This window comes from Streptomyces sp. NPDC005794 (assembly GCF_042871445.1).
Classification (GTDB): domain Bacteria; phylum Actinomycetota; class Actinomycetes; order Streptomycetales; family Streptomycetaceae; genus Streptomyces.
This window is the reverse complement of sequence record NZ_JBIAIN010000027.1, coordinates 76,168-93,287: the sequence shown is the minus strand read 5'-3', so window position 1 is coordinate 93,287 and position 17,120 is coordinate 76,168. Positions and strand designations below refer to the sequence as shown.

At 71.6% G+C, this 17,120-nt stretch carries 23 protein-coding genes; 7 read left to right on the top strand and 16 right to left on the bottom strand.

Annotation, left to right across the window (positions count from 1 at the left end):
• Positions 1-98: 98 nt before the first annotated feature.
• The gene (locus ACFYQ5_RS32505) at positions 99-431 is read left to right on the top strand and encodes a deoxyxylulose-5-phosphate synthase (protein ID WP_389202808.1); all 333 of its coding nucleotides are present in this window, start codon (positions 99-101) and stop codon (positions 429-431) included.
• Between the two features lie 13 nt (positions 432-444).
• Positions 445-816, top strand: a complete 372-nt coding sequence (locus ACFYQ5_RS32500; protein ID WP_389202807.1) for a hypothetical protein — start codon at positions 445-447, stop codon at positions 814-816.
• Here the strand turns inward: ACFYQ5_RS32500 and ACFYQ5_RS32495 are convergent.
• Positions 785-1,429, bottom strand: coding sequence for a TetR family transcriptional regulator (locus tag ACFYQ5_RS32495; RefSeq protein WP_389202806.1), 645 nt, complete (start codon positions 1,427-1,429; stop codon positions 785-787). The two genes, ACFYQ5_RS32500 and ACFYQ5_RS32495, sit on opposite strands and share 32 nt — an antisense overlap.
• On the bottom strand, positions 1,426-2,202 hold the full coding sequence (locus ACFYQ5_RS32490) for a TetR/AcrR family transcriptional regulator (protein ID WP_389202805.1): 777 nt from the start codon (positions 2,200-2,202) through the stop codon (positions 1,426-1,428). Before ACFYQ5_RS32490 ends, ACFYQ5_RS32495 begins: the two co-directional genes overlap by 4 nt.
• 96 nt (positions 2,203-2,298) lie before the next feature.
• Here ACFYQ5_RS32490 and ACFYQ5_RS32485 point away from each other — a divergent pair, with 96 nt between their 5' ends.
• Positions 2,299-3,273 (top strand): ATP-binding cassette domain-containing protein, encoded by a 975-nt coding sequence (locus tag ACFYQ5_RS32485; RefSeq protein ID WP_389202804.1) that lies wholly within the window; start codon positions 2,299-2,301, stop codon positions 3,271-3,273.
• Positions 3,266-4,039, top strand: coding sequence for an ABC transporter permease (locus tag ACFYQ5_RS32480; RefSeq protein ID WP_389202803.1), 774 nt, complete (start codon positions 3,266-3,268; stop codon positions 4,037-4,039). The genes ACFYQ5_RS32485 and ACFYQ5_RS32480 overlap by 8 nt, the downstream gene beginning before the upstream one ends.
• A 20-nt stretch (positions 4,040-4,059) precedes the next feature.
• Here ACFYQ5_RS32480 and ACFYQ5_RS32475 read toward each other — a convergent pair whose 3' ends face one another.
• The 3 genes from ACFYQ5_RS32475 to ACFYQ5_RS32465 all read right to left on the bottom strand — a co-directional run bounded on the left by ACFYQ5_RS32475 (position 4,060) and on the right by ACFYQ5_RS32465 (position 7,071).
• Complete coding sequence (locus ACFYQ5_RS32475) at positions 4,060-5,316, bottom strand: GNAT family N-acetyltransferase (RefSeq protein WP_389202802.1); 1,257 nt, start codon at positions 5,314-5,316, stop codon at positions 4,060-4,062.
• Positions 5,317-5,377: 61 nt separating this feature from the next.
• Positions 5,378-6,346, bottom strand: a complete 969-nt coding sequence (locus tag ACFYQ5_RS32470) for an asparaginase (RefSeq protein WP_389202801.1) — start codon at positions 6,344-6,346, stop codon at positions 5,378-5,380.
• Positions 6,347-6,393: 47 nt separating this feature from the next.
• Positions 6,394-7,071 carry an ABC transporter substrate-binding protein gene (locus ACFYQ5_RS32465; RefSeq protein WP_389202800.1) on the bottom strand — a complete coding sequence of 226 codons (678 nt, stop codon included), beginning with the start codon at positions 7,069-7,071 and terminating at the stop codon, positions 6,394-6,396.
• Between the two features lie 115 nt (positions 7,072-7,186).
• On the opposite strand from ACFYQ5_RS32465, the gene dtd reads away from it, so the two are divergent.
• Positions 7,187-7,636, top strand: a complete 450-nt coding sequence (gene dtd / locus ACFYQ5_RS32460; protein ID WP_389202799.1) for a D-aminoacyl-tRNA deacylase — start codon at positions 7,187-7,189, stop codon at positions 7,634-7,636.
• Between the two features lie 39 nt (positions 7,637-7,675).
• Here the strand turns inward: dtd and ACFYQ5_RS32455 are convergent, their stop codons facing one another.
• The 3 genes from ACFYQ5_RS32455 to ACFYQ5_RS32445 form a co-directional block, all read right to left on the bottom strand.
• The gene (locus ACFYQ5_RS32455) at positions 7,676-8,641 is read right to left on the bottom strand and encodes a YgfZ/GcvT domain-containing protein (protein WP_389202798.1); all 966 of its coding nucleotides are present in this window, start codon (positions 8,639-8,641) and stop codon (positions 7,676-7,678) included.
• A 30-nt stretch (positions 8,642-8,671) separates the two neighbouring features.
• Positions 8,672-9,133: a Fur family transcriptional regulator gene (locus ACFYQ5_RS32450; RefSeq protein ID WP_389202797.1), complete on the bottom strand. Its 462-nt coding sequence runs from the start codon at positions 9,131-9,133 to the stop codon at positions 8,672-8,674.
• A gap of 72 nt (positions 9,134-9,205) precedes the next feature.
• On the bottom strand, positions 9,206-9,778 hold the full coding sequence (locus ACFYQ5_RS32445) for an FABP family protein (RefSeq protein WP_150488558.1): 573 nt from the start codon (positions 9,776-9,778) through the stop codon (positions 9,206-9,208).
• A 300-nt stretch (positions 9,779-10,078) separates the two neighbouring features.
• Here ACFYQ5_RS32445 and ACFYQ5_RS32440 point away from each other — a divergent pair, with 300 nt between their 5' ends.
• A complete protein-coding gene (locus tag ACFYQ5_RS32440; RefSeq protein ID WP_389202794.1) occupies positions 10,079-10,441 on the top strand; it encodes a DsrE family protein in 363 nt (120 codons plus the stop codon).
• A gap of 28 nt (positions 10,442-10,469) precedes the next feature.
• On the opposite strand, the gene ACFYQ5_RS32435 is transcribed toward ACFYQ5_RS32440, so the two are convergent.
• The 8 genes from ACFYQ5_RS32435 to ACFYQ5_RS32400 all read right to left on the bottom strand — a co-directional run bounded on the left by ACFYQ5_RS32435 (position 10,470) and on the right by ACFYQ5_RS32400 (position 16,000).
• Positions 10,470-10,859, bottom strand: a complete 390-nt coding sequence (locus ACFYQ5_RS32435; RefSeq protein ID WP_389202791.1) for a DUF3099 domain-containing protein — start codon at positions 10,857-10,859, stop codon at positions 10,470-10,472.
• Between the two features lie 132 nt (positions 10,860-10,991).
• Positions 10,992-11,279 carry a DUF1416 domain-containing protein gene (locus tag ACFYQ5_RS32430; protein WP_014154938.1) on the bottom strand — a complete coding sequence of 96 codons (288 nt, stop codon included), beginning with the start codon at positions 11,277-11,279 and terminating at the stop codon, positions 10,992-10,994.
• A 48-nt stretch (positions 11,280-11,327) separates the two neighbouring features.
• A complete protein-coding gene (locus ACFYQ5_RS32425; RefSeq protein ID WP_389202789.1) occupies positions 11,328-12,173 on the bottom strand; it encodes a sulfurtransferase in 846 nt (281 codons plus the stop codon).
• A gap of 152 nt (positions 12,174-12,325) precedes the next feature.
• Positions 12,326-12,406: a putative leader peptide gene (locus ACFYQ5_RS32420; protein ID WP_350310325.1), complete on the bottom strand. Its 81-nt coding sequence runs from the start codon at positions 12,404-12,406 to the stop codon at positions 12,326-12,328.
• A 249-nt stretch (positions 12,407-12,655) separates the two neighbouring features.
• Complete coding sequence (locus tag ACFYQ5_RS32415) at positions 12,656-13,351, bottom strand: DUF2993 domain-containing protein (RefSeq protein ID WP_389202787.1); 696 nt, start codon at positions 13,349-13,351, stop codon at positions 12,656-12,658.
• Positions 13,352-13,516: 165 nt separating this feature from the next.
• The gene (locus ACFYQ5_RS32410) at positions 13,517-14,722 is read right to left on the bottom strand and encodes a hypothetical protein (protein WP_389202784.1); all 1,206 of its coding nucleotides are present in this window, start codon (positions 14,720-14,722) and stop codon (positions 13,517-13,519) included.
• Between the two features lie 10 nt (positions 14,723-14,732).
• Entirely contained in the window at positions 14,733-14,987 is a 255-nt protein-coding gene (locus ACFYQ5_RS32405; protein WP_099174183.1) for a MoaD/ThiS family protein, read from the bottom strand.
• A gap of 41 nt (positions 14,988-15,028) precedes the next feature.
• On the bottom strand, positions 15,029-16,000 hold the full coding sequence (locus tag ACFYQ5_RS32400; protein ID WP_389202783.1) for an alpha/beta hydrolase: 972 nt from the start codon (positions 15,998-16,000) through the stop codon (positions 15,029-15,031).
• A gap of 298 nt (positions 16,001-16,298) precedes the next feature.
• Here ACFYQ5_RS32400 and ACFYQ5_RS32395 point away from each other — a divergent pair, with 298 nt between their 5' ends.
• On the top strand, positions 16,299-17,102 hold the full coding sequence (locus tag ACFYQ5_RS32395; protein WP_389202780.1) for a response regulator transcription factor: 804 nt from the start codon (positions 16,299-16,301) through the stop codon (positions 17,100-17,102).
• The last annotated feature ends 18 nt before the right edge of the window (positions 17,103-17,120 follow it).

Genomic DNA, 17,120 nt, shown 5'->3' with positions numbered 1-17,120 from the left:
TCTCCTCGGCGGATGTCGCCCGGCCACGTAGCCGGCCACGCCGGCCCCCTCCGCGTAAACCGGTCGAACAGCGGGGGCGCGCGCCCTAATCTGGCCGCATGCCTCCCTCCAAGACCTCGTACGTCTGCCTTCCGTGCCGCGCCTCGTACAAGCAGCCCTACGACAGGGAGCGGGCGGACCGCGCCTGTCCCCGCTGCACGGGGGCGCTGATCCACGTCGGCTCCGCCTTCGCGGCGCCGCGACGACGGGACACCGCCGCGTGGCGCACGCTCTCGGTGCTGCTCAACGCGGGCATCCGTTTCCACAAGAGCTGCTGCGGCGGCCCGGGCTACCGTCCGCGCACGCTGCGCGAGGTGAAGGAACGCATGGCGTACGCCGAGAGGACCGGCGAGCCCTTCGCGAAGTCCCTGCTCCGCTACGAACTGCCGTGACAGCGGGAGAGGCATGAACGAGAGCGAGTTCGAGGGCGAGAGGGAGATCGAGAGCGAGGCCGAGGTCGAGGTCCTGCGCGGCGGCATGACCGACGCGGGCGCCGTCGTCCGCCGGGGGGACACCGTCGAACGGCCGGCCCGGCCGCACACCGCGGCACTCCACACCCACCTACGCGCGCTGGCCACCGCGGGCTTCGACGGTGCCCCCACACCTCTGGGGACGAGCGGTGACGGCCTCCGCGAGCGGCTCGGCTACGTCCCCGGCGATGTGCCGCTCCCGCCGTTCCCGCCCTGGGCCCTCGCCGAAGACACCCTGCGCTCGGTGGGCGTCCTGGCCGCGCACCGCGCCGCGTTCACCGAGGAGCTTCTCCGGGGCACGCGCTGAGCAGCCCGTTCTCCAGCTGCGCGAAGGCGAGGCCCACCGCCTCGACCGCGTCCCCGTGCACCTGTCCGGCGCTCTCCCCCGCGTCCGTCCGCCTCCAGTTCTCCTGCGCCAGGATCCGCAGTACGGCGATGATCTGGCCCGCCGCGAGCCGTGCCGCCACCGGGGTACCGGGGTCCAGGGCGCGGGCGAGTGCCGCTTCGGAGCGGCCCTGGTAGGTGTACAGGCGGGCGACGAGCGAGGGGGTCCCGTAGAGCAGCCGGTGGAAGGCGAGCACCTGCGGGTCGTCGCAGAGTCCGGTCACCGGGTCGCGGCGGTCCAGGCCGTCCAGGAAGTGCCGGCGCAGTGCGTCCAGCGGGGAGACACCGTCCGGCCGGCCGGAGACGACGCGCGCCGCCTCGTCCTCGTGGTCGGCGAACCGGTGCAGGACCAGGTCCTCCTTGGCCGGGAAGTACCGGAACAGCGTCGGCTTCGAGATGTCGGCCGCCGCCGCCACCTCGGCCACCGAGACCTTGTCGAAGCCCCGTTCGAGGAACATCGAGATCGCGGCCTCGGAGACGGCCTGATAGGTCAGCTGCTTCTTGCGTGCGCGCAGGCCGGTCTTCTCGGTGCTCATGACGACGCGCCCTTCCGGATGAGCGCCTCGACCCCGTCGAGGGTCCGCTCGAGTCCGAACACGAAGTCGTAGTCGGCGTCGTCCCCCCCGCTCATGGCAGCGGAGGACAGCAGCCGGGACAGCGCCGGATGACGGACGGGATCGACGAGCCGTCGCACCGTCCGCTCCCACTGCGCCATCACCTCCTCTGCCGAAGCGCCCTTCGCCTCGACGGCGGCGGAGAGATCACTCATCAGCAGGGCCTCGTTCCGCACGAAGCCCGAGACGAGGAGGATGACGGAGAGCTTGTCGCCCTCGTCCAGGCCGCTGCCCTCCAGCGCCTGAAGGCCCTGTTCCCACCAGGCGACCGAATGCGGACTGGCAGGCGGGCCCGCGATCGGGATGCGCAGGGACCACAGGTTGCGCTGGAACATCCGGCGCTGGGCCCAGGCCCACTGGCTCATCGCCTCGCGCCAGCCCACCCCTTCCTCGATCGCCGGCAGGGGCTCGGGCTCGCCCATCGCCGCCTCCTGCATCAGGACGTACAGCTCCTCCTTGGCGGAGACGTAGCGGTAGAGGGACATCGTGGAGGCGCCCAACTCCTTGGCGACCCGGCCCATCGAGACGGCCGGAAGGCCCTCCGACGCGGCGACCGTCACGGCCGCGGCCACGATGCGGTCCAGGGTGAGGCCGGGCTTGGGGCCCTTGACCGGGCGCTCGCGCAGTCCCCACGCGGCCTCGATGCTGGCCGGCAGGCCCGTACCGCCCGACGACGCACTGCTGTTCTCCGTCACCCGAAGCCGCCTTTCCCGGTACTGGCTTGCCCCCATCCTAGGTTTGCGTAATGCTTACGCAGTAACGCGTATGCAATACGCAGAAGGGGGATCGTCATGAGTACGGCCATGAACGACGTCATGATCGAGGCGCACGGCCTGACCAAGTCCTACGGAAAACCGGGAGCCCGGGCCCGGGTCCTGGACGATGTCGGCCTCCGGGTCGCCCGCGCCGGGATCCACGCGCTGCTCGGCCCCAACGGCGCGGGCAAGACCACCACCGTGCGGATCCTCGCCACCCTCACCACCGCCGACTCCGGCACGGCGCGCGTCGCCGGGTACGACGTCGTCGCCGACCGGCGCCGGGTACGCCGTGCCATCAGCCTGACCGGGCAGTTCGCCGCCGTCGACGAGACCCTGACCGGCGAGGAGAACCTGCGGATGATGGCGCGGCTGTCCGGCCTGACCCGCGCGCAGGCCCGGGCCCGCGCCGGGGAACTCCTCGTCCGCTTCGGCCTCACCGACGCGGCCCGCCGGCAGGCCCGTACGTACTCCGGGGGGATGCGGCGCCGCCTGGACCTGGCGGCAGGGCTGGTCGGCTCGCCCGAGCCCGGCGTCTTCTTCCTCGACGAGCCCACCACCGGACTCGACCCGCGCAGCCGCCGCGAGCTCTGGCAGGTGGTCCGCGACCTCGCCGGACGGGGCGCCGCGGTACTGCTCACCACGCAGTACCTCGAGGAGGCCGATCAGCTCGCCGACCGCATCGCCGTCCTGAACAAGGGCCGGGTCGTCGCCGAGGGCACCCCGGAGACCCTGAAGTCACGCGTCTCCGGTCACCGTCTGGACCTCGTCCTCGGCAACCGTGAGGCCTACCTCCGGCTCGCCACCCGCGCGGTCCACCACTCCCCCGAGACCCTGACCCTGGGCCTCCCCACGGACGGCACCGCCGCCCACGTCCGGGCGCTGCTCGACGAGACCGACCCGCACCGCACCGACGTCGACCGCTTCTCCGTGCACGGCGCGACCCTCGACGACGTGTTCCTCGCCCTCACCACCGAGACCGAGACGACGGAGGCACCGTCCCATGTCTGACGCACCCGGAGCCCTGACCCACGCCACGGTCATGACCGGCCGCAGCCTGCTCATCAGCCGCCGCAACGTCGACGCCGTCATCACCTCGATGATGCTGCCGATCATGCTGATGCTGATCTTCGTCTACTTCTTCGGCGGCGCGATCGACACGGGCACCGCCTACGACTCGTACGTCATGTACGTCGTCCCCGGCGTCCTGTTCCTGTGCGCCGGCTTCGGCTCGGCCACCACGGCGGTGGCGGTGAGCGAGGACATGAAGGGCGGCATCATCGACCGCTTCCGCTCCCTGGACATCGGCGCGATGCCGATCCTGGCCGGCCATGTGGTGGCGAGCACGGTGCGCAACCTGGTCTCCACCATGCTGGTGTTCGCCGTCGCCCTGCTCATCGGCTTCCGCCCCGCCGCCACCCCCGCCGGCTGGCTCGCCGTCGCCGCCGTACTGCTCGCCTACATCGTGGCCCTGTCCTGGATCTCGGCGGCGATGGGGCTGCTCGCCCGTACCCCGGAGGCAGCCGGCGGGTTCACCTTCTTCATGTCGTTCCTGCCCTACCCGAGCAGCGCGTTCGTCCCGGTCGACAGCATGCCGGGCTGGCTCCGCGGCTTCGCCGACCACCAGCCGGTCACCCCGGCCATCGAATCCCTCCGCGGCCTCCTCCTGGACCAGCCGGTGGGCAACGCCCCCTGGACCGCGCTCGCGTGGGCGTCCGGGATCCTGCTGGTGGCCGTGGCCCTGTCGGGGGTGCTCTTCAGGGTGCGGACACGGTGACCTGGGGCCACATGACCGGCTCAGAACACGTCCGGGCACCACGCCCGCCGCGGCGCCCTGAACAACACGTCCGCCGTCGCCGCCGCGCCCGCCCGGTGTTCGTCGAGCCGGCCCAGCGCGGCCAGCCGTACCGGTGACTCGTCGCCCAGGCAGAGCGTGCCCAGCTCCGCCACGTCCAGCGTGAGGTCGGCTTCCCGGGGCGTGGGGACGCAGGAGGCGCCGGACGGTGACACCTCCAGCAGGAACCGGCCGCTCGCCAGGCCCGTGGCGTCCCGAACGTCCAGGACCAGGGCGCCCTCGGTCGCGTACGTACGTGTCCCCAGGAGCCGGGGGACGTCCAGGACGCGCAGCCACAGCCAGTCCGTATGGGTCACGACGCGGGCGGCGCGCGGGTCCGGGAGGAGGAGCGGGAGCAGGTCGTCGGGCGCGCGGTAGCCCGAGCGGACCGTCGTGATCCAGTCGATGGAGCACACGAACTGCCACAGGGCGCGTTCCGCCGCCGGGGTCGTCGCGATCATGCCGACCACCTTCGCCGTGTTGAGCGGCTGCTTCCGGTCGCCCCAGTGGTCGTCGGCACGGTAGACGATCAGCCCGTCCGCCTCCCCGCCCGGCGACCGGTACACCGCGTAGAACGGCTCCGTCCACGTATCGTGCGCCGGGGCGTCCTCGCCGGTGTTGCGCCGCCACCAGCGTTCGTCCCGGGAGACCACGCCGTGCTGCCGTGCGGCGAGACGGCCGTGGAGTTCGGGGCCCAGCTTGCGTACGTCCGCGCCGTCCACCAGCTCGATCCGGCCGCCGTCCGCCTCGGAGGGGACCCGGCCGCGCGGGTCCAGGCCTGCCCGGGGGACGTCGATCTCCCATTCGGTGCTCCAGGCGGCCGGGCCGAAGCCGTACCGCCCGTAGATCGGGTACTCCGCGGCGACCAGCGAGGCGACCACGTCGCCGCGCTCCTTCGCCGCCGCCAGGTCGGTGGCCATCATCCGGCTGAGCAGCCCGCGGCGGCGGTGCGTGGGTGTCACCGTCACGCTGGAGACCGCGTCGGCCGGCACCGTGGCCCCGCCGACGACGGTCAACTCCTGCGCGAACGACCGGAAGGTGGCCACGCAGCGCCCGCCGTCGAACACGCCCTGGACGCGGTCGAGATCGGTATGGGCCAGGCGCACCGCGATCTCCTCCTCCCCCGGGACCGAGGCCGACGCCCGAAGGAATCCGGTATCCACGGCACGCAGCCAGTCGGGGAATTCGGCTGCGGAGACGGTACGCGGATCAAGGTTCATGCGGCCCACGCTAGGCACAGGGCGTACGGGATGTCGCACGGTTTTCCGGCCGGGCCGCCGCTCAGAACGCGGCCCGGATCTCGCCCACCTCCGCGGCACCGCCCAGCAGCGGCGCCCGCCCGACGCGGGACACCACCGGGGCGTCCACGCCCAGCAGTTCGAGGGAACGGGCCAGCACCGGGCCCAGGGCGCGGGTGGAGCCGTCGTCGATCTTGAACGCCAGGGCCCTGCCGTCCGGGAGCGCCAACGCCTGGACCGCCTCCGCGCCCATCTTGGAGAGCGTGCCCGGCACCTCCCGCATCAGCCAGGTGTCCGGCCGTCGTGTGCCGGCGACGTACTCCGGGTGCGCCCGCATCGCGTCCGCGACCCGCCGCTCCGCCGTGCCCGGCTCGGCCAGCACGAACGTACGGAACGCACGGGCCAGGCCCACCAGCCCGATCGCCATCAGCGGGGCCCCGCAGCCGTCCGTGCCGACCGCCGCGACGGGCTCACCGGCCGCCTCCGCGACCACCTCGCCGACCAGCCGCTGCAACGGGTGGGCCGGGTCGAGATACGTCGCCGTGTCCCATCCGTTGCGTACGCAGACGGCGAGCATCGCCGCGTGCTTGCCGGAGCAGTTCATGGTGAGCGGCTCCCGCACACCCCCGGCGGCGAGGTACGCCTCCGCCTCGACCGGGTCCAGCGGCAGGTCGGGCGGCGTCTGCAGATCGTCCGTCTTCAGCCCGTGCTCGGCGAGCATCGTGCGCACCAGGCCGAGGTGGAAGGCCTCACCCGAGTGACTCGCGGCGGCCAGGGCCAGCCGCTCCCCCGAGAGGTCGAGACCGGCCCGCAGGATGGCGGCGGCCTGCATCGGCTTGTTGGACGAGCGCGGGAAGACCGGCGCCGCCGGCTCGCCGAGCGCGAGTTCCACGCTGCCGTCCGCCGCCAGGACGACCAGCGACCCCCGGTGACGGCCCTCGGTGAAGCCGGACCGCACGACCTCGGCCAGGACCGGGAGCGCGGGGGACGCGGAGGGGGGTATGGGGGTCATGGCGGGCCTTCCGGGGACGGGCGTGACCCGCCCCCGGAAGGGTCGCTTCAGACGAGCAGGTCCTGTACTTGTGCTTCTCCGTCACGGTACCTGCGGGCGATCTCCGCGCTGCAATCGTCGACCGTCCGCTGGAGCCGGTGACGACGCCGGGACACCCGCTGCTCGTAGCGGACGAGCCGCCCCATGGCGGTGAGGAGCTCGTCGTCCGTCCGGGCGTCGAGGTCGGACAGCTCGACCTCCGCGAGCGTGTCCGCCGCCAGCTGCCGGTACTCGTCGCTGCGCGGCGTGGTGAGGGTGACGTGCCGGACCGAGGAACGGTGGACGGACGGGGTGTCGGCGAGGATCTCCGAGAGCCGGTCCACCACGGGCGACTCGGGATCCACCCGGCGGGCGAGCTCCGCCCGCAGGATGTCGATCCGGCCCTGGACGAGACGGCGCACGTAGCTGAGGTCCGCCTCGTCGCGCTGGGCGTCACGGCGCAGGGTGCGCAGCTCCGGCAGCCGCAGCCCGCCGAATTCGGGCTGCGGTCGCACGGCGGACAGTCCTTCGACCGCAGCGCCGCCGGTCTGCCCGGGCACGGACACCGCTCCGGGCAGCTGCACGGGCGGCGGGGTGGGCAGCTGGCCGGGCGCCGCAACGGTCCGCTGCACCGGAGGCCGCAGACCGGCGGCGGTACGTGTCACTGGTACGGCGCCGGGTGATGGCCCGGTTCCACATGTCGTCATGATGTTCTGTCCCCTCGACCGGTGCGTCGGCACACCGACACCGTGCATCGTGCCACTACGCACGGTGTTCACGCAGGTGCTCTGTACCCGTTCAGCCCAAGATAGGTTGGTCTGTATGCGTGCAGTGATACAGAGGGTGGACGGTGCGACCGTCACCGTGGCCGGCGCCGCGGACGACGCGTCGGAGACCGGGACGGTCGGCGAGATCATCGGCGAGGGCCTGTGTGTGCTGGTGGGGGTCACTCACGGGGACACCGTGGAGAAGGCGGCGCAGCTCGCCCGCAAGCTGTGGACCCTGCGGATCCTCGAGGGTGAGAAGTCCTGCTCGGACACGAATGCACCGCTTCTGGTCATTTCGCAGTTCACTCTCTACGGGGACGCCAGGAAGGGCCGCAGACCCACCTGGAACGCCGCCGCGCCGGGCGAGGTCGCCGAGCCGCTGGTCGACGAGGTGGTGGCACAGCTGCGGGCGCTCGGCGCCCAGGTGGAGACGGGCCGGTTCGGGGCGGACATGCGTGTCTCGCTCACGAACCACGGCCCGTTCACCGTACTGGTCGAGGTATAGCAACCGGGCGGCCCGGCTGGACGGCAGCACGTAGGCGTTCTACGGCTCGACGACCGTCTCCTGGGCCGCCGCGGTGTCACCCGCGATCAGTTCCGCGTCCACCGCGACGTTCCGCTTCACCAGTGCCAGGGCGATCGGCCCCAGCTCGTGGTGACGGGCCGAGGTGGTGATGAAACCGAGCTGCCTGCCCTCCGCACCGTCGGCGGCGAGCCGGACCGGCGTCCCGTGGCCGGGCAGATGGACCTCACTGCCGTCGAGGTGCAGGAAGACGAGGCGGCGCGGCGGCTTCCCCAGGTTGTGGACGCGGGCGACCGTCTCCTGACCCCGGTAGCAGCCCTTCTGCAGGTGCACGGCGCTGCCGATCCAGCCCAGCTCGTGCGGGATGGTGCGGTGGTCGGTCTCGAAGCCCAGGCGCGGGCGGTGCGCCTCGACGCGCAGCGCCTCGTACGCCAGGATCCCCGCCACGGGGCCGTGCGCGGCCGCGTACGTCTCCAGGTCGGTCCGGGGCAGGAAGAGGTCACGGCCGTGCGCCGTCTCCCGTACGGCGACGCCGTCCGGGACCTCGGCGATGGAACCGGCCGGCAGGTGCACGACGGCGATGTCCTCGGTGCGGTCGGCGACCTCGACCCGGTAGAAGAACTTCATCGACTCCAGGTACGCGATCAGCTCGCCCTGGGTCTCCGGCTCGGTGTGCATCCACACCGTCGTGCCGTCGTCGACCAGATAGAGAGCGTGCTCGATGTGGCCGTTGGCGGAGAGGATCAGCGCCTCGGTCGCCTGGTGCGGCGCGAGGTCGCTGACGTGCTGGGTGAGCAGCAGGTGCAGCCAGGCCAGCCGGTCGTCGCCGGTGACCGTGACGACCCCGCGGTGCGAGAGGTCGACGAGGCCGCCGCCGTCGGCGAGTGCGCGCTGCTCACGGAACAGGTCGCCGTAGTGCGCGGCGACGCCTTCGTCGCGCCCTTCGGCGGGGACGGCGCCGGGCAGGGACAGCAAGGGGCTCTTCATGCGACCAGCGTACGACCCGGGCGGCACGCTCTACCGCGCGCTGCCGGGTTCCTCGGCCGGGCCGGCCTCCGCCGCCTTCGCCGTGCAGTCGGCGCAGCGCCCGAAGATCGCGAAGTGCTTCATGTCGGTCTCGAAGCCGAACGTGCTCCGCAGCTTCGCCGTGAAGTCGGCGACCACGTCGACGTCGGCCTCGATGACGTCCGCGCAGTCCCGGCAGACGAGGTGGATGTGGTGGTGGCGGTCCGCCAGATGGTACGTCGGGGCGCCGTGCCCGAGGTGGGCGTGGCTGACCAGCCCGAGCTCCTCCAGGAGCTCCAGGGTCCGGTAGACGGTGGAGATGTTCACGCCCGACGCCGTCCTGCGCACCTCGCAGAGGATGTCGTCGGGGGTCGCGTGCTCCAGGGTGTCGACGGCCTCCAGGACGAGCTGGCGCTGAGGCGTCAGCCGGTAGCCACGCTGCCGAAGATCGGTCTTCCAGTCGGTGCTCACCACAGCCCCAGTGTAGGGCGGGGCGAGCACCGGCCCGCCAGGTCCGGGCGGGCGGGCCGTGGCGTCCGGCGCGGGCTACTTGAAGAACGCGATTCCGTCGTCCGGCATGTCCCCGAGGCTCTTCGCCATCGCGGCGACCTCTTCCGGGGTGACGACCTTCTTCAGGTGCGCCGACATGTACGGCCGCAGCTCCACGTCGGGGGTGGCCTTCTCGCCGACCCACATCAGGTCGCTGTTCACATAGCCGTAGAGGCGCTTGCCGCCGCTGTACGGGCCGGAGGCCGCGGTGCGGGCCACCGCGTCGGTGACGACGTCGATCTGCGGCTTCTGCTTGGCCAGCTCGCCGTACCAGACCTCGACGATGCCCTGGTCACGGACCATGACGATCTCGACCTTGCGGTCCTTGTCGATGCGCCAGTAGCCGGACTCGGACTCCAGCGGCTTGACCTGGTTGCCCTCGGCGTCCAGCACCCAGGAGTGCGAGACGTACTCGAGGAAGTCGCGGCCGTCGTGGCTGAAGGTGACTTCCTGGCCGAAGTTGCACTTCTCGGCGCCGGGGAAGTCGGAGACGCCCGCACCCGCCCAGTTGCCGAGGAGGAAGGCCAGCGGCACGAGGTCCGGATGGAGGTCGGACGGAATCTCGATCATGAGCGGCTCAGACGATCTGTGAGGGTGTACGGAAGGTGTTCAGGCGAGGGTCAGCGCTGGCCCTGGTACAGCTTCTTCACGGCCACGGCGGCGAAGGCGAGCACGCCGACGCAGACCAGGACCAGCAGGGCGGAGAAGAAAGCCTCAAGCACGGGAGCTCCTCGGTACGAACGACATGACGGCAGCAGGCGGCCGGGCCCCCAGCCTAATGGGTGGGCGCCCGGCACGACGGCCCGGGGTTTCCCCCGGGCGCGGTCGGATCAGCCCGGAAGCCGTCCGCCGAGGATTAGGGTTCGGTACATGCCGAAGAAGCTCGTGATCAAGGTGACCGCCGGAGCCGACGCCCCCGAGCGCTGCTCGCAGGCCTTCACCGTGGCGGCCGTGGCCGTCGCCAGCGGGGTCGAGGTCTCCCTGTGGCTGACCGGCGAGTCCGCCTGGTTCGCTCTGCCGGGGCGCGCCGCCGAATTCGAACTGCCGCACTCCGCGCCGCTGCCCGATCTGATCGACTCGATCCTGGCGGGTGGCGGGATCACGCTCTGCACCCAGTGTGCGGCGCGGCGCGACATCACGGAGCAGGACGTCCTGGAGGGCGTACGGATCGCCGGCGCCCAGGTCTTCGTGCAGGAGGCCATGTCGGACGGCGCCCAGGCCCTCGTCTACTGACGTCCGCCGCCGCCGGATGCGCGTCGGCCTACCGGCGCCGCTTCCTGCCGTCGAGTTCGTCCCACCAGGCGTCCGACGTCGGATCGCCCGTGGGCGCCTCCCTGGGCGGGCGAGGCCGGGAGTCCCCGCGCGGGACCTCCGGGGGCCGGATCCCCGGAGACCGGGTGTCCGGGGCCCGGGTGTCCGGGGCCCGGGAGTCCCCGCGCGGGACGTCGGGCGGGGGGTCGTCCCACCAACGGTCCTCGGGACCCTTGCGGTTGGCGACGATCGCCGCGACCGGCGGTATGACCATGGCGAGCACGCACATCGCCACGGCCGCCGGGACGGACCAGAGACGCACGAAAGCCCAGGCGGAGACGAAGAGGAAGAGGCATCCGCCCATCAAGAGGAAATAGGCGCGCCTGCGCCGGGCGTACATGTCTCCAGCGTAGAACTCTCCGGCGCGGATGCGCATGCCGAAGCGCGTGCGGACGGCGCGAAGGGCCGCACCCCTGTTCAGGTGGCGTCCAACCCCCTGGGGTGCGGCCCTCCGGCCGGATGCGTGCGTGAACTACACGGCGATGGCGACCTCGGCGAGGCCACCGGTCTGCGCCACGACCGTACGGTCGGCGGTGCCGCCCGGAACCAGGGCGCGGAGCGTCCAGGTGCCCTCGGCCGCGTAGAAGCGGAACTGTCCGGTCGCCGAGGTCGGGACCTCGGCGGTGAACTCACCGGTCGAGTCCAGCAGACGGACGTAGCCGGTGACGGGCTCGCCGTCGCGGGTCACGCTGCCCTGGATGGTCGTCTCGCCCGGCTTGATCGTCGAAGCGTCGGGGCCGCCGGCCTGTGCTCCACACATGGTGTTCTGTCCTTCTGGTCGGGGTCCTGCTGATCAGGCCCTGCGGAATTACTTGTTGGCGCCGAGCTCGATCGGCACGCCCACGAGGGAGCCGTACTCGGTCCACGAACCGTCGTAGTTCTTGACGTTGTCGACGCCGAGCAGCTCGTGCAGCACGAACCAGGTCAGGGCCGAGCGCTCACCGATGCGGCAGAGCGCGATGGTGTCCTTCGCCAGGTCGACCTGCTCGTCCTCGTAGAGGGCCTTGAGCTCGTCGTCCGACTTGAAGGTGCCGTCGTCGTTGGCGTTCTTCGACCACGGGATGTTGCGCGAGCTCGGCACGTGGCCGGGGCGCTGCGACTGCTCCTGCGGGAGGTGCGCCGGGGCGAGCAGCTTGCCGCTGAACTCGTCGGGCGACCGTACGTCGACGATGTTCTGGCTGCCGATCGCGGCGACGACGTCGTCACGGTAGGCACGGATGGACTCGTCCTGGGGCTTGGCCTTGTACTGGGTGGCCGGGCGGGACGGGATCTGGTCGCCGTCCACCAGGTCGCGGGAGTCGAGCTCCCACTTCTTGCGGCCACCGTCGAGCAGGCGGACGTCCTGGTGGCCGTAGAGCTTGAAGTACCAGAAGGCGTAGGACGCGAACCAGTTGTTGTTGCCGCCGTAGAGGACGACCGTGGTGTCGTTCCCGATGCCCTTCTCCGACAGGAGCTTCTCGAAGCCGGCCTGGTCGATGAAGTCGCGGCGGACCGGGTCCTGGAGGTCCTTGGTCCAGTCGATCCGGATCGCGTTCTTGATGTGGTTCTTCTCGTACGCCGAGGTGTCCTCGTCGACCTCGACGATGGCGACCTGCGGGTCGTCGATGCGGGCCTCGACCCAGTCGGCGTCGACCAGAACGTCTGCGCGGCTCATGTGTTTCTCCTCCGGGGCAGTCTGCGGCGGGGTGGTGCGGTGTGCGGGGTGCGAGGTGTACGCGCAGGCGCTTGGAGCGGAACGCGTACGGGAGGCACGGGTTCGGCCCTGACATCGTCGAAGGGCCGGGGGGAAACGGGAGAGGGTCCCGCTCAGAAGGTGCGACAGAGCATGGCGGCGACGCGGCACAGGTCTACTGCCCGCCGCTTCGTGAGGTCCGCCTGTCGCTTCATGCGTCCGATCGTAGGGAGGTACGGGCGGAGATGTCACCGTCGTGTCGAATGATGAGACACGATCGTCCGCCATGCGAGATGCGAGGGTCGTCGCGCGCCCGTCGGGCCACGGTCCGGTGGTCGGAGCCCGCAGGTCATCTGCGGAGCGGACGGACTCGTCTCAGCATCCGGATCGGACGTCCGCCCGTCTCCGCGAGGCCCCTACCCCGCCCGGCCGCGGGATATCCGCGGCCGCTCCATGTCGCCCCGTCATCCCGCCAGTTGGATGTCGGCCCCGGTCATCGATATCTCCAGGCCGCCCGGCGTCACGTCGATCTTCTCCAGCTTCAGACCTTCGGGCAGCCCGCCGATCCCGCGCTCGAAGTCGGTCTTCTTCCTGACCAGGTCCTCCAGGCCGGGGATGCCCTCGCCCGGGACCTCGTCGGCGCGCACCCTGACGGTGTCGCCGTCGACCAGGGTGACCGTGGAGAGCACGCTGCGCGTGACCGTCTGCTCCAGCAGCGGCATCCGGACCGTGCCGGTGACTTTGACCTTGCCGTCGCCGCCGTAGCTGACCGTGACGCCGTCGTCGGCCGCCTCGGTGAGCGCGGCGTACGGGATGACGGCCGTCCCGGTGGCCCGGGCGGCCGTCGCGCTGGTGTAACCGGCGCCCAGCGTCACCTGCCGCAGCTCGGCCCGGATCTCGCTGATCCGTATCGCCCGCCCGGCCGCGTTGGCGCGGATGTCCTTGACCGTGACGTCGACGCGGTCGAGCTCCGACCCGGCGACCTGGGTCAGGAAGGGGAAGCCCGCGATCGAGATGTCCGTCGATCCGGTGTCGGCGCCGCCGAAGGCGACCCGCCCCTCGGCCTCCGACTCCGCGAAATACACAGCGGCGCGGTCCACGGCGACGAAGGCGCCGCCCAGCACCACGGCGATGATCAGCAGTATTCGCAGTGCTCGCATGCCTGTTGTTCCCCCACTCGGACCGGTCTGACGCCTGGTGCACGTGAGACTACTGCCGCAGCGCGTCGTGCCCGGAATGATCGACGAGTGGGAGGCCCGGCCGGTTCCCCGTGGCCGGGGACGGGAGAGGCGCGGAGTGGGGGAACGTCGGAAACGTCCGGGTCGTCAGGCGATCGCACGGCCGATCAGATAGACGGCGGGAGCCGCGGCGGTGAGCGGCAGCGCCACCCCTGCCGTCATGTGCACGAAGCGGGACGGGTAGTCGTAGCTCGCGACCCGCAGGCCGATCAGCGCACAGCCACCGGCCGCGAAGCCGAGGAACGCGGCCGGCGCGCCGAAGTCGGTCAACGCTCCGGCGAGCAGGCCCGCACCCGCCGAGGCGAGCAGCGCCACGACGACGGAGACCGGTCCTGGCAGCGGCAGGGCCCTGACGAGCACGGCCACGGCGACCGCGACGCCGCCCACCGTCACCGCGTCCGGGACGGCCGCGAGGTGTCCGGCGGCCAGCACGGCGAGCGCGGCCGACGCGACGGTGGCCGTCAGGCCGTACATCCGCTCGTCGGCCCCGGCACGGCTGCGCAACTGGAGGACGAGGGTGAGCAGCACCCAGACCCCGAGCGTGCCGAGGAGCGCCGCCGGGGCGTTGCTCCGGCCCGCCGCGAGCAGTACGGCATCGGCCACGACACCGCCGGCGAACGCGAGCGCGATGCCCTGCCTGGCCGGCCACATGCCGTTGAGCCGGAACCACCCCGCGGCCGTCACGGCCTGGAGCAGCACCAGGGGCACGAGCAGGGCGTAGGCCCCGATCTCGGCGCCGAGCGCGAGCAGCAGGCCGAGGCCGGCGGTGATCGCGGCGGGCTGCATACCCGGCGCGATGATCGGCGAACGCCCCTCGGCGCGGGCCCGCTGCGCGTCGGTGATCCGGCTGTTGCCCAGGGTGGTGGGCGCGCTGTAGCCCGTGTCACCGGGCGCGGCCGGCGGAGCCCCCGCCGGGGCGGGCGGGGCTTCGGAGGCCACCGGGGCCACCGGGGCCTCGGGCGGCAGCGGGTAGGCGCGAGGAGCGGCCTGCGGGAGCGCTGTCCCGTGCGCCGGCTGGATCGTCGGCTGGTACTGGGTGTCCCAGGTCTGGCCCTGCCAGGTCTGGGTCATGCCCTGGTCGTCGGGGGCCTGGGGGGCGCCCCGCTCGGGATACACGGCGGGCTGCTGGGACGCGTACGGCTGCTGCTGCCCGTGACCCGGCTGCTGGTTCTGCTGCCCGTACGCCGGGTCATACGGCTGCTGCTGCCCGTACGCCGGGTCGTAGGGCTGCCGGCCCTGGTACTGCTGCGCGTGTCCCGGGTCGTACGGATACTGCTGATCGCTGTTGCTCATGGTCTGCGGTTCACCCTCCTGCGAACGGCGGGAGCACCTCGACCGTGCCGCCCTCGGCAAGCCGTACGGTCTCATGACCGCGGGTCCCCACAGGATTCCCGTCGATCAGGAACGAGCATCTGAGCAGTACGCGCGTCAGCTCACCGGGGTGCCGCTCGCGCACCCCGTCGAGCGCCTCGGCGAGTGTCTCCGCCGTGTACGGCTCCTCCGCGGTTCCTGCGGCGGCCTTGGCCGCGGCCCAGTAGCGGATCGTTCCCGCTGCCATGGCGGCACCCCTTTCGTCGTACGTCGGCTGTCCATCATGGATCACACCGACTCCGTCCAGTCGGCGATACGGCTCAGCAGTTTCTCGTCCGCGGCGTTCTCCGCGTGGCCCATGCCGTGCTCCAGCCAGAGTTCCGCCCCGTCCCCCGCCGCTCCCGCCAGCATCCGGGGGTGGTCGACGGGGAAGTACGGATCCTTGTCGCCGTGCACGATCAGCAGGGGCGCGGTGATGAGCGGGACCGCCTCCACCGGCGAGAGCGGCACCGGGTCCCAGTCCTCGCGGTGGATCCGGGTGCGGAACCCGTAGCGGCCGACGAACCGGCCCGTGGGGCGGGTGACGACCCAGTGCAGGCGGCGCATGGGGGCCGTGCCTCGGTAGTACCAGCGGGCGGGAGCGCTCACCGCGACGACCGCGTCCGTGTGCGCTGCCACGGGGACATCCGCGTACGCCCATGAATGCGCCCCTATGCGCCTCGCACGCTCCTCGTGCGCCCTTTGCGCCTCGGTGCGCCGCGCCACCCGTTCGGTCTCTGCCGTCCCCCATTCCTCATTCACGGATTCGGCGGCTTCCGGCGCCGTATACAGAGCTGCGTGCCGAAGGACCACGGAACCGCCCATCGAGAATCCGACCGTAACGACACGACGGTGCCCCAGCGACCGCGCCCAGGCGACCGCCGCCGCCAGGTCCAGTACCTCGCGATCGCCCACCGTGGACCGTCCGCCGGACCTTCCGTGCCCCCGGAAGGAGAACGTGATCACGGCCACACGCTGGGCGAACACCCCGGCGGCCCGCAGCAGCGCAGGCCGGTCGGCGGCGCCGGTGAAACCGTGCGCGAGGACGACGGCGGTCCCTTCCGGCGCACGGCGCCCAGCGGCTCCGGAACCCGCCGTACACGGGGTGTACACCGCCTCGATACGGACGCCGTCACCCGTCAGCAATGTGGTGCGACGGGTGACCCGCGTGATCGAGGGAACAGAAGAACTCGGGAAACGACCCTCGGACACTGAACTCATGTGGGCTATTCTGCTGCGAAGAGGATCCGGGCAAAGCAGCCCCCGGATCCTTTTGTGCTTTCCGAGCGTTGTTACGGCAACGTTTCCACAAGCTCAGCGGCCCCCCGGTACGGGACCGCACAGTAAAAACCGTATGACGGCCGTCGCGGGTGATGGCCGTACGGGAGTACGAAGCAATGCCGCACTACTCCCCCGGGTCCGACCCGGGAGTGCCCCTCTCGCAGGGAACGAGGAGGACCGACGTAATGGGCGAGCCGAACGTGCACGATCGACCGACGACCCAGGCAGGTGGGCGGCGATGAGTTCACTGCTGCTTCTGACGAATGCCCTTCAACCGTCGACGGAGGTGCTCCCCGCCCTCGGCCTTCTGCTGCACAGTGTGCGGGTCGCCCCCGCCGAGGGACCCGCGCTCGTCGACACCCCTGGTGCCGACGTCATTCTCGTCGACGGCCGTCGCGACCTCCCTCAGGTGCGGTCGCTCTGCCAGCTGCTGCGGTCCACCGGACCCGGCTGTCCGCTGATCCTCGTCGTGACGGAGGGCGGCCTCGCGGCCGTCACCGCCGACTGGGGCATCGACGACGTCCTGCTGGACACCGCGGGTCCGGCCGAGGTCGAAGCCCGGCTGCGGCTCGCCACCGGCCGCCAGCAGATCACCGCCGACGACTCCCCCATGGAGATCCGTAACGGCGACCTGTCCGTCGACGAGGCGACGTACAGCGCCAAGCTCAAGGGCCGGGTCCTCGACCTGACGTTCAAGGAATTCGAACTGCTCAAGTACCTCGCGCAGCACCCGGGCCGGGTCTTCACCCGCGCCCAGCTGCTCCAGGAGGTCTGGGGCTACGACTACTTCGGCGGCACCCGCACGGTCGACGTCCACGTACGGCGGCTACGGGCCAAGCTCGGCCCCGAGCACGAGTCCCTGATCGGCACCGTGCGCAACGTGGGCTACCGCTTCGTCACCCCCGAGAAGGTGGACCGGGCCGCCGAAGAAGCCAAGGCCAGGGCGGCGGCGCAGCCCTCGGACGAGGAGGTCACCCGTTCGGAGCAGTCCGCGGAGGCCGAGATCACGGAAGAAGCCCCGGTCCGACCTGCCAAGCGGTAGGTCGATCCGCGTAGACTG

Coding starts and splice junctions, on each gene's coding strand:
- ACFYQ5_RS32440 (WP_389202794.1), top strand. CDS start 10,079: ATGCCGAAGAAGCTCGTGATCAAGGTGACCGCCGGAGCCGACGCCCCC.
- dtd (WP_389202799.1), top strand. CDS start 7,187: ATGCGTGCAGTGATACAGAGGGTGGACGGTGCGACCGTCACCGTGGCC.
- ACFYQ5_RS32470 (WP_389202801.1), bottom strand. CDS start 6,346: ATGACCCCCATACCCCCCTCCGCGTCCCCCGCGCTCCCGGTCCTGGCC.
- ACFYQ5_RS32445 (WP_150488558.1), bottom strand. CDS start 9,778: ATGATCGAGATTCCGTCCGACCTCCATCCGGACCTCGTGCCGCTGGCC.
- ACFYQ5_RS32465 (WP_389202800.1), bottom strand. CDS start 7,071: ATGACGACATGTGGAACCGGGCCATCACCCGGCGCCGTACCAGTGACA.
- ACFYQ5_RS32405 (WP_099174183.1), bottom strand. CDS start 14,987: ATGGCAGCGGGAACGATCCGCTACTGGGCCGCGGCCAAGGCCGCCGCA.
- ACFYQ5_RS32475 (WP_389202802.1), bottom strand. CDS start 5,316: ATGAACCTTGATCCGCGTACCGTCTCCGCAGCCGAATTCCCCGACTGG.
- ACFYQ5_RS32495 (WP_389202806.1), bottom strand. CDS start 1,429: ATGAGCACCGAGAAGACCGGCCTGCGCGCACGCAAGAAGCAGCTGACC.
- ACFYQ5_RS32435 (WP_389202791.1), bottom strand. CDS start 10,859: ATGTACGCCCGGCGCAGGCGCGCCTATTTCCTCTTGATGGGCGGATGC.
- ACFYQ5_RS32455 (WP_389202798.1), bottom strand. CDS start 8,641: ATGAAGAGCCCCTTGCTGTCCCTGCCCGGCGCCGTCCCCGCCGAAGGG.
- ACFYQ5_RS32505 (WP_389202808.1), top strand. CDS start 99: ATGCCTCCCTCCAAGACCTCGTACGTCTGCCTTCCGTGCCGCGCCTCG.
- ACFYQ5_RS32420 (WP_350310325.1), bottom strand. CDS start 12,406: ATGAAGCGACAGGCGGACCTCACGAAGCGGCGGGCAGTAGACCTGTGC.
- ACFYQ5_RS32430 (WP_014154938.1), bottom strand. CDS start 11,279: ATGTGTGGAGCACAGGCCGGCGGCCCCGACGCTTCGACGATCAAGCCG.
- ACFYQ5_RS32400 (WP_389202783.1), bottom strand. CDS start 16,000: ATGAGTTCAGTGTCCGAGGGTCGTTTCCCGAGTTCTTCTGTTCCCTCG.
- ACFYQ5_RS32415 (WP_389202787.1), bottom strand. CDS start 13,351: ATGCGAGCACTGCGAATACTGCTGATCATCGCCGTGGTGCTGGGCGGC.
- ACFYQ5_RS32485 (WP_389202804.1), top strand. CDS start 2,299: ATGAGTACGGCCATGAACGACGTCATGATCGAGGCGCACGGCCTGACC.
- ACFYQ5_RS32425 (WP_389202789.1), bottom strand. CDS start 12,173: ATGAGCCGCGCAGACGTTCTGGTCGACGCCGACTGGGTCGAGGCCCGC.
- ACFYQ5_RS32410 (WP_389202784.1), bottom strand. CDS start 14,722: ATGAGCAACAGCGATCAGCAGTATCCGTACGACCCGGGACACGCGCAG.
- ACFYQ5_RS32500 (WP_389202807.1), top strand. CDS start 445: ATGAACGAGAGCGAGTTCGAGGGCGAGAGGGAGATCGAGAGCGAGGCC.
- ACFYQ5_RS32480 (WP_389202803.1), top strand. CDS start 3,266: ATGTCTGACGCACCCGGAGCCCTGACCCACGCCACGGTCATGACCGGC.
- ACFYQ5_RS32395 (WP_389202780.1), top strand. CDS start 16,299: ATGAGTTCACTGCTGCTTCTGACGAATGCCCTTCAACCGTCGACGGAG.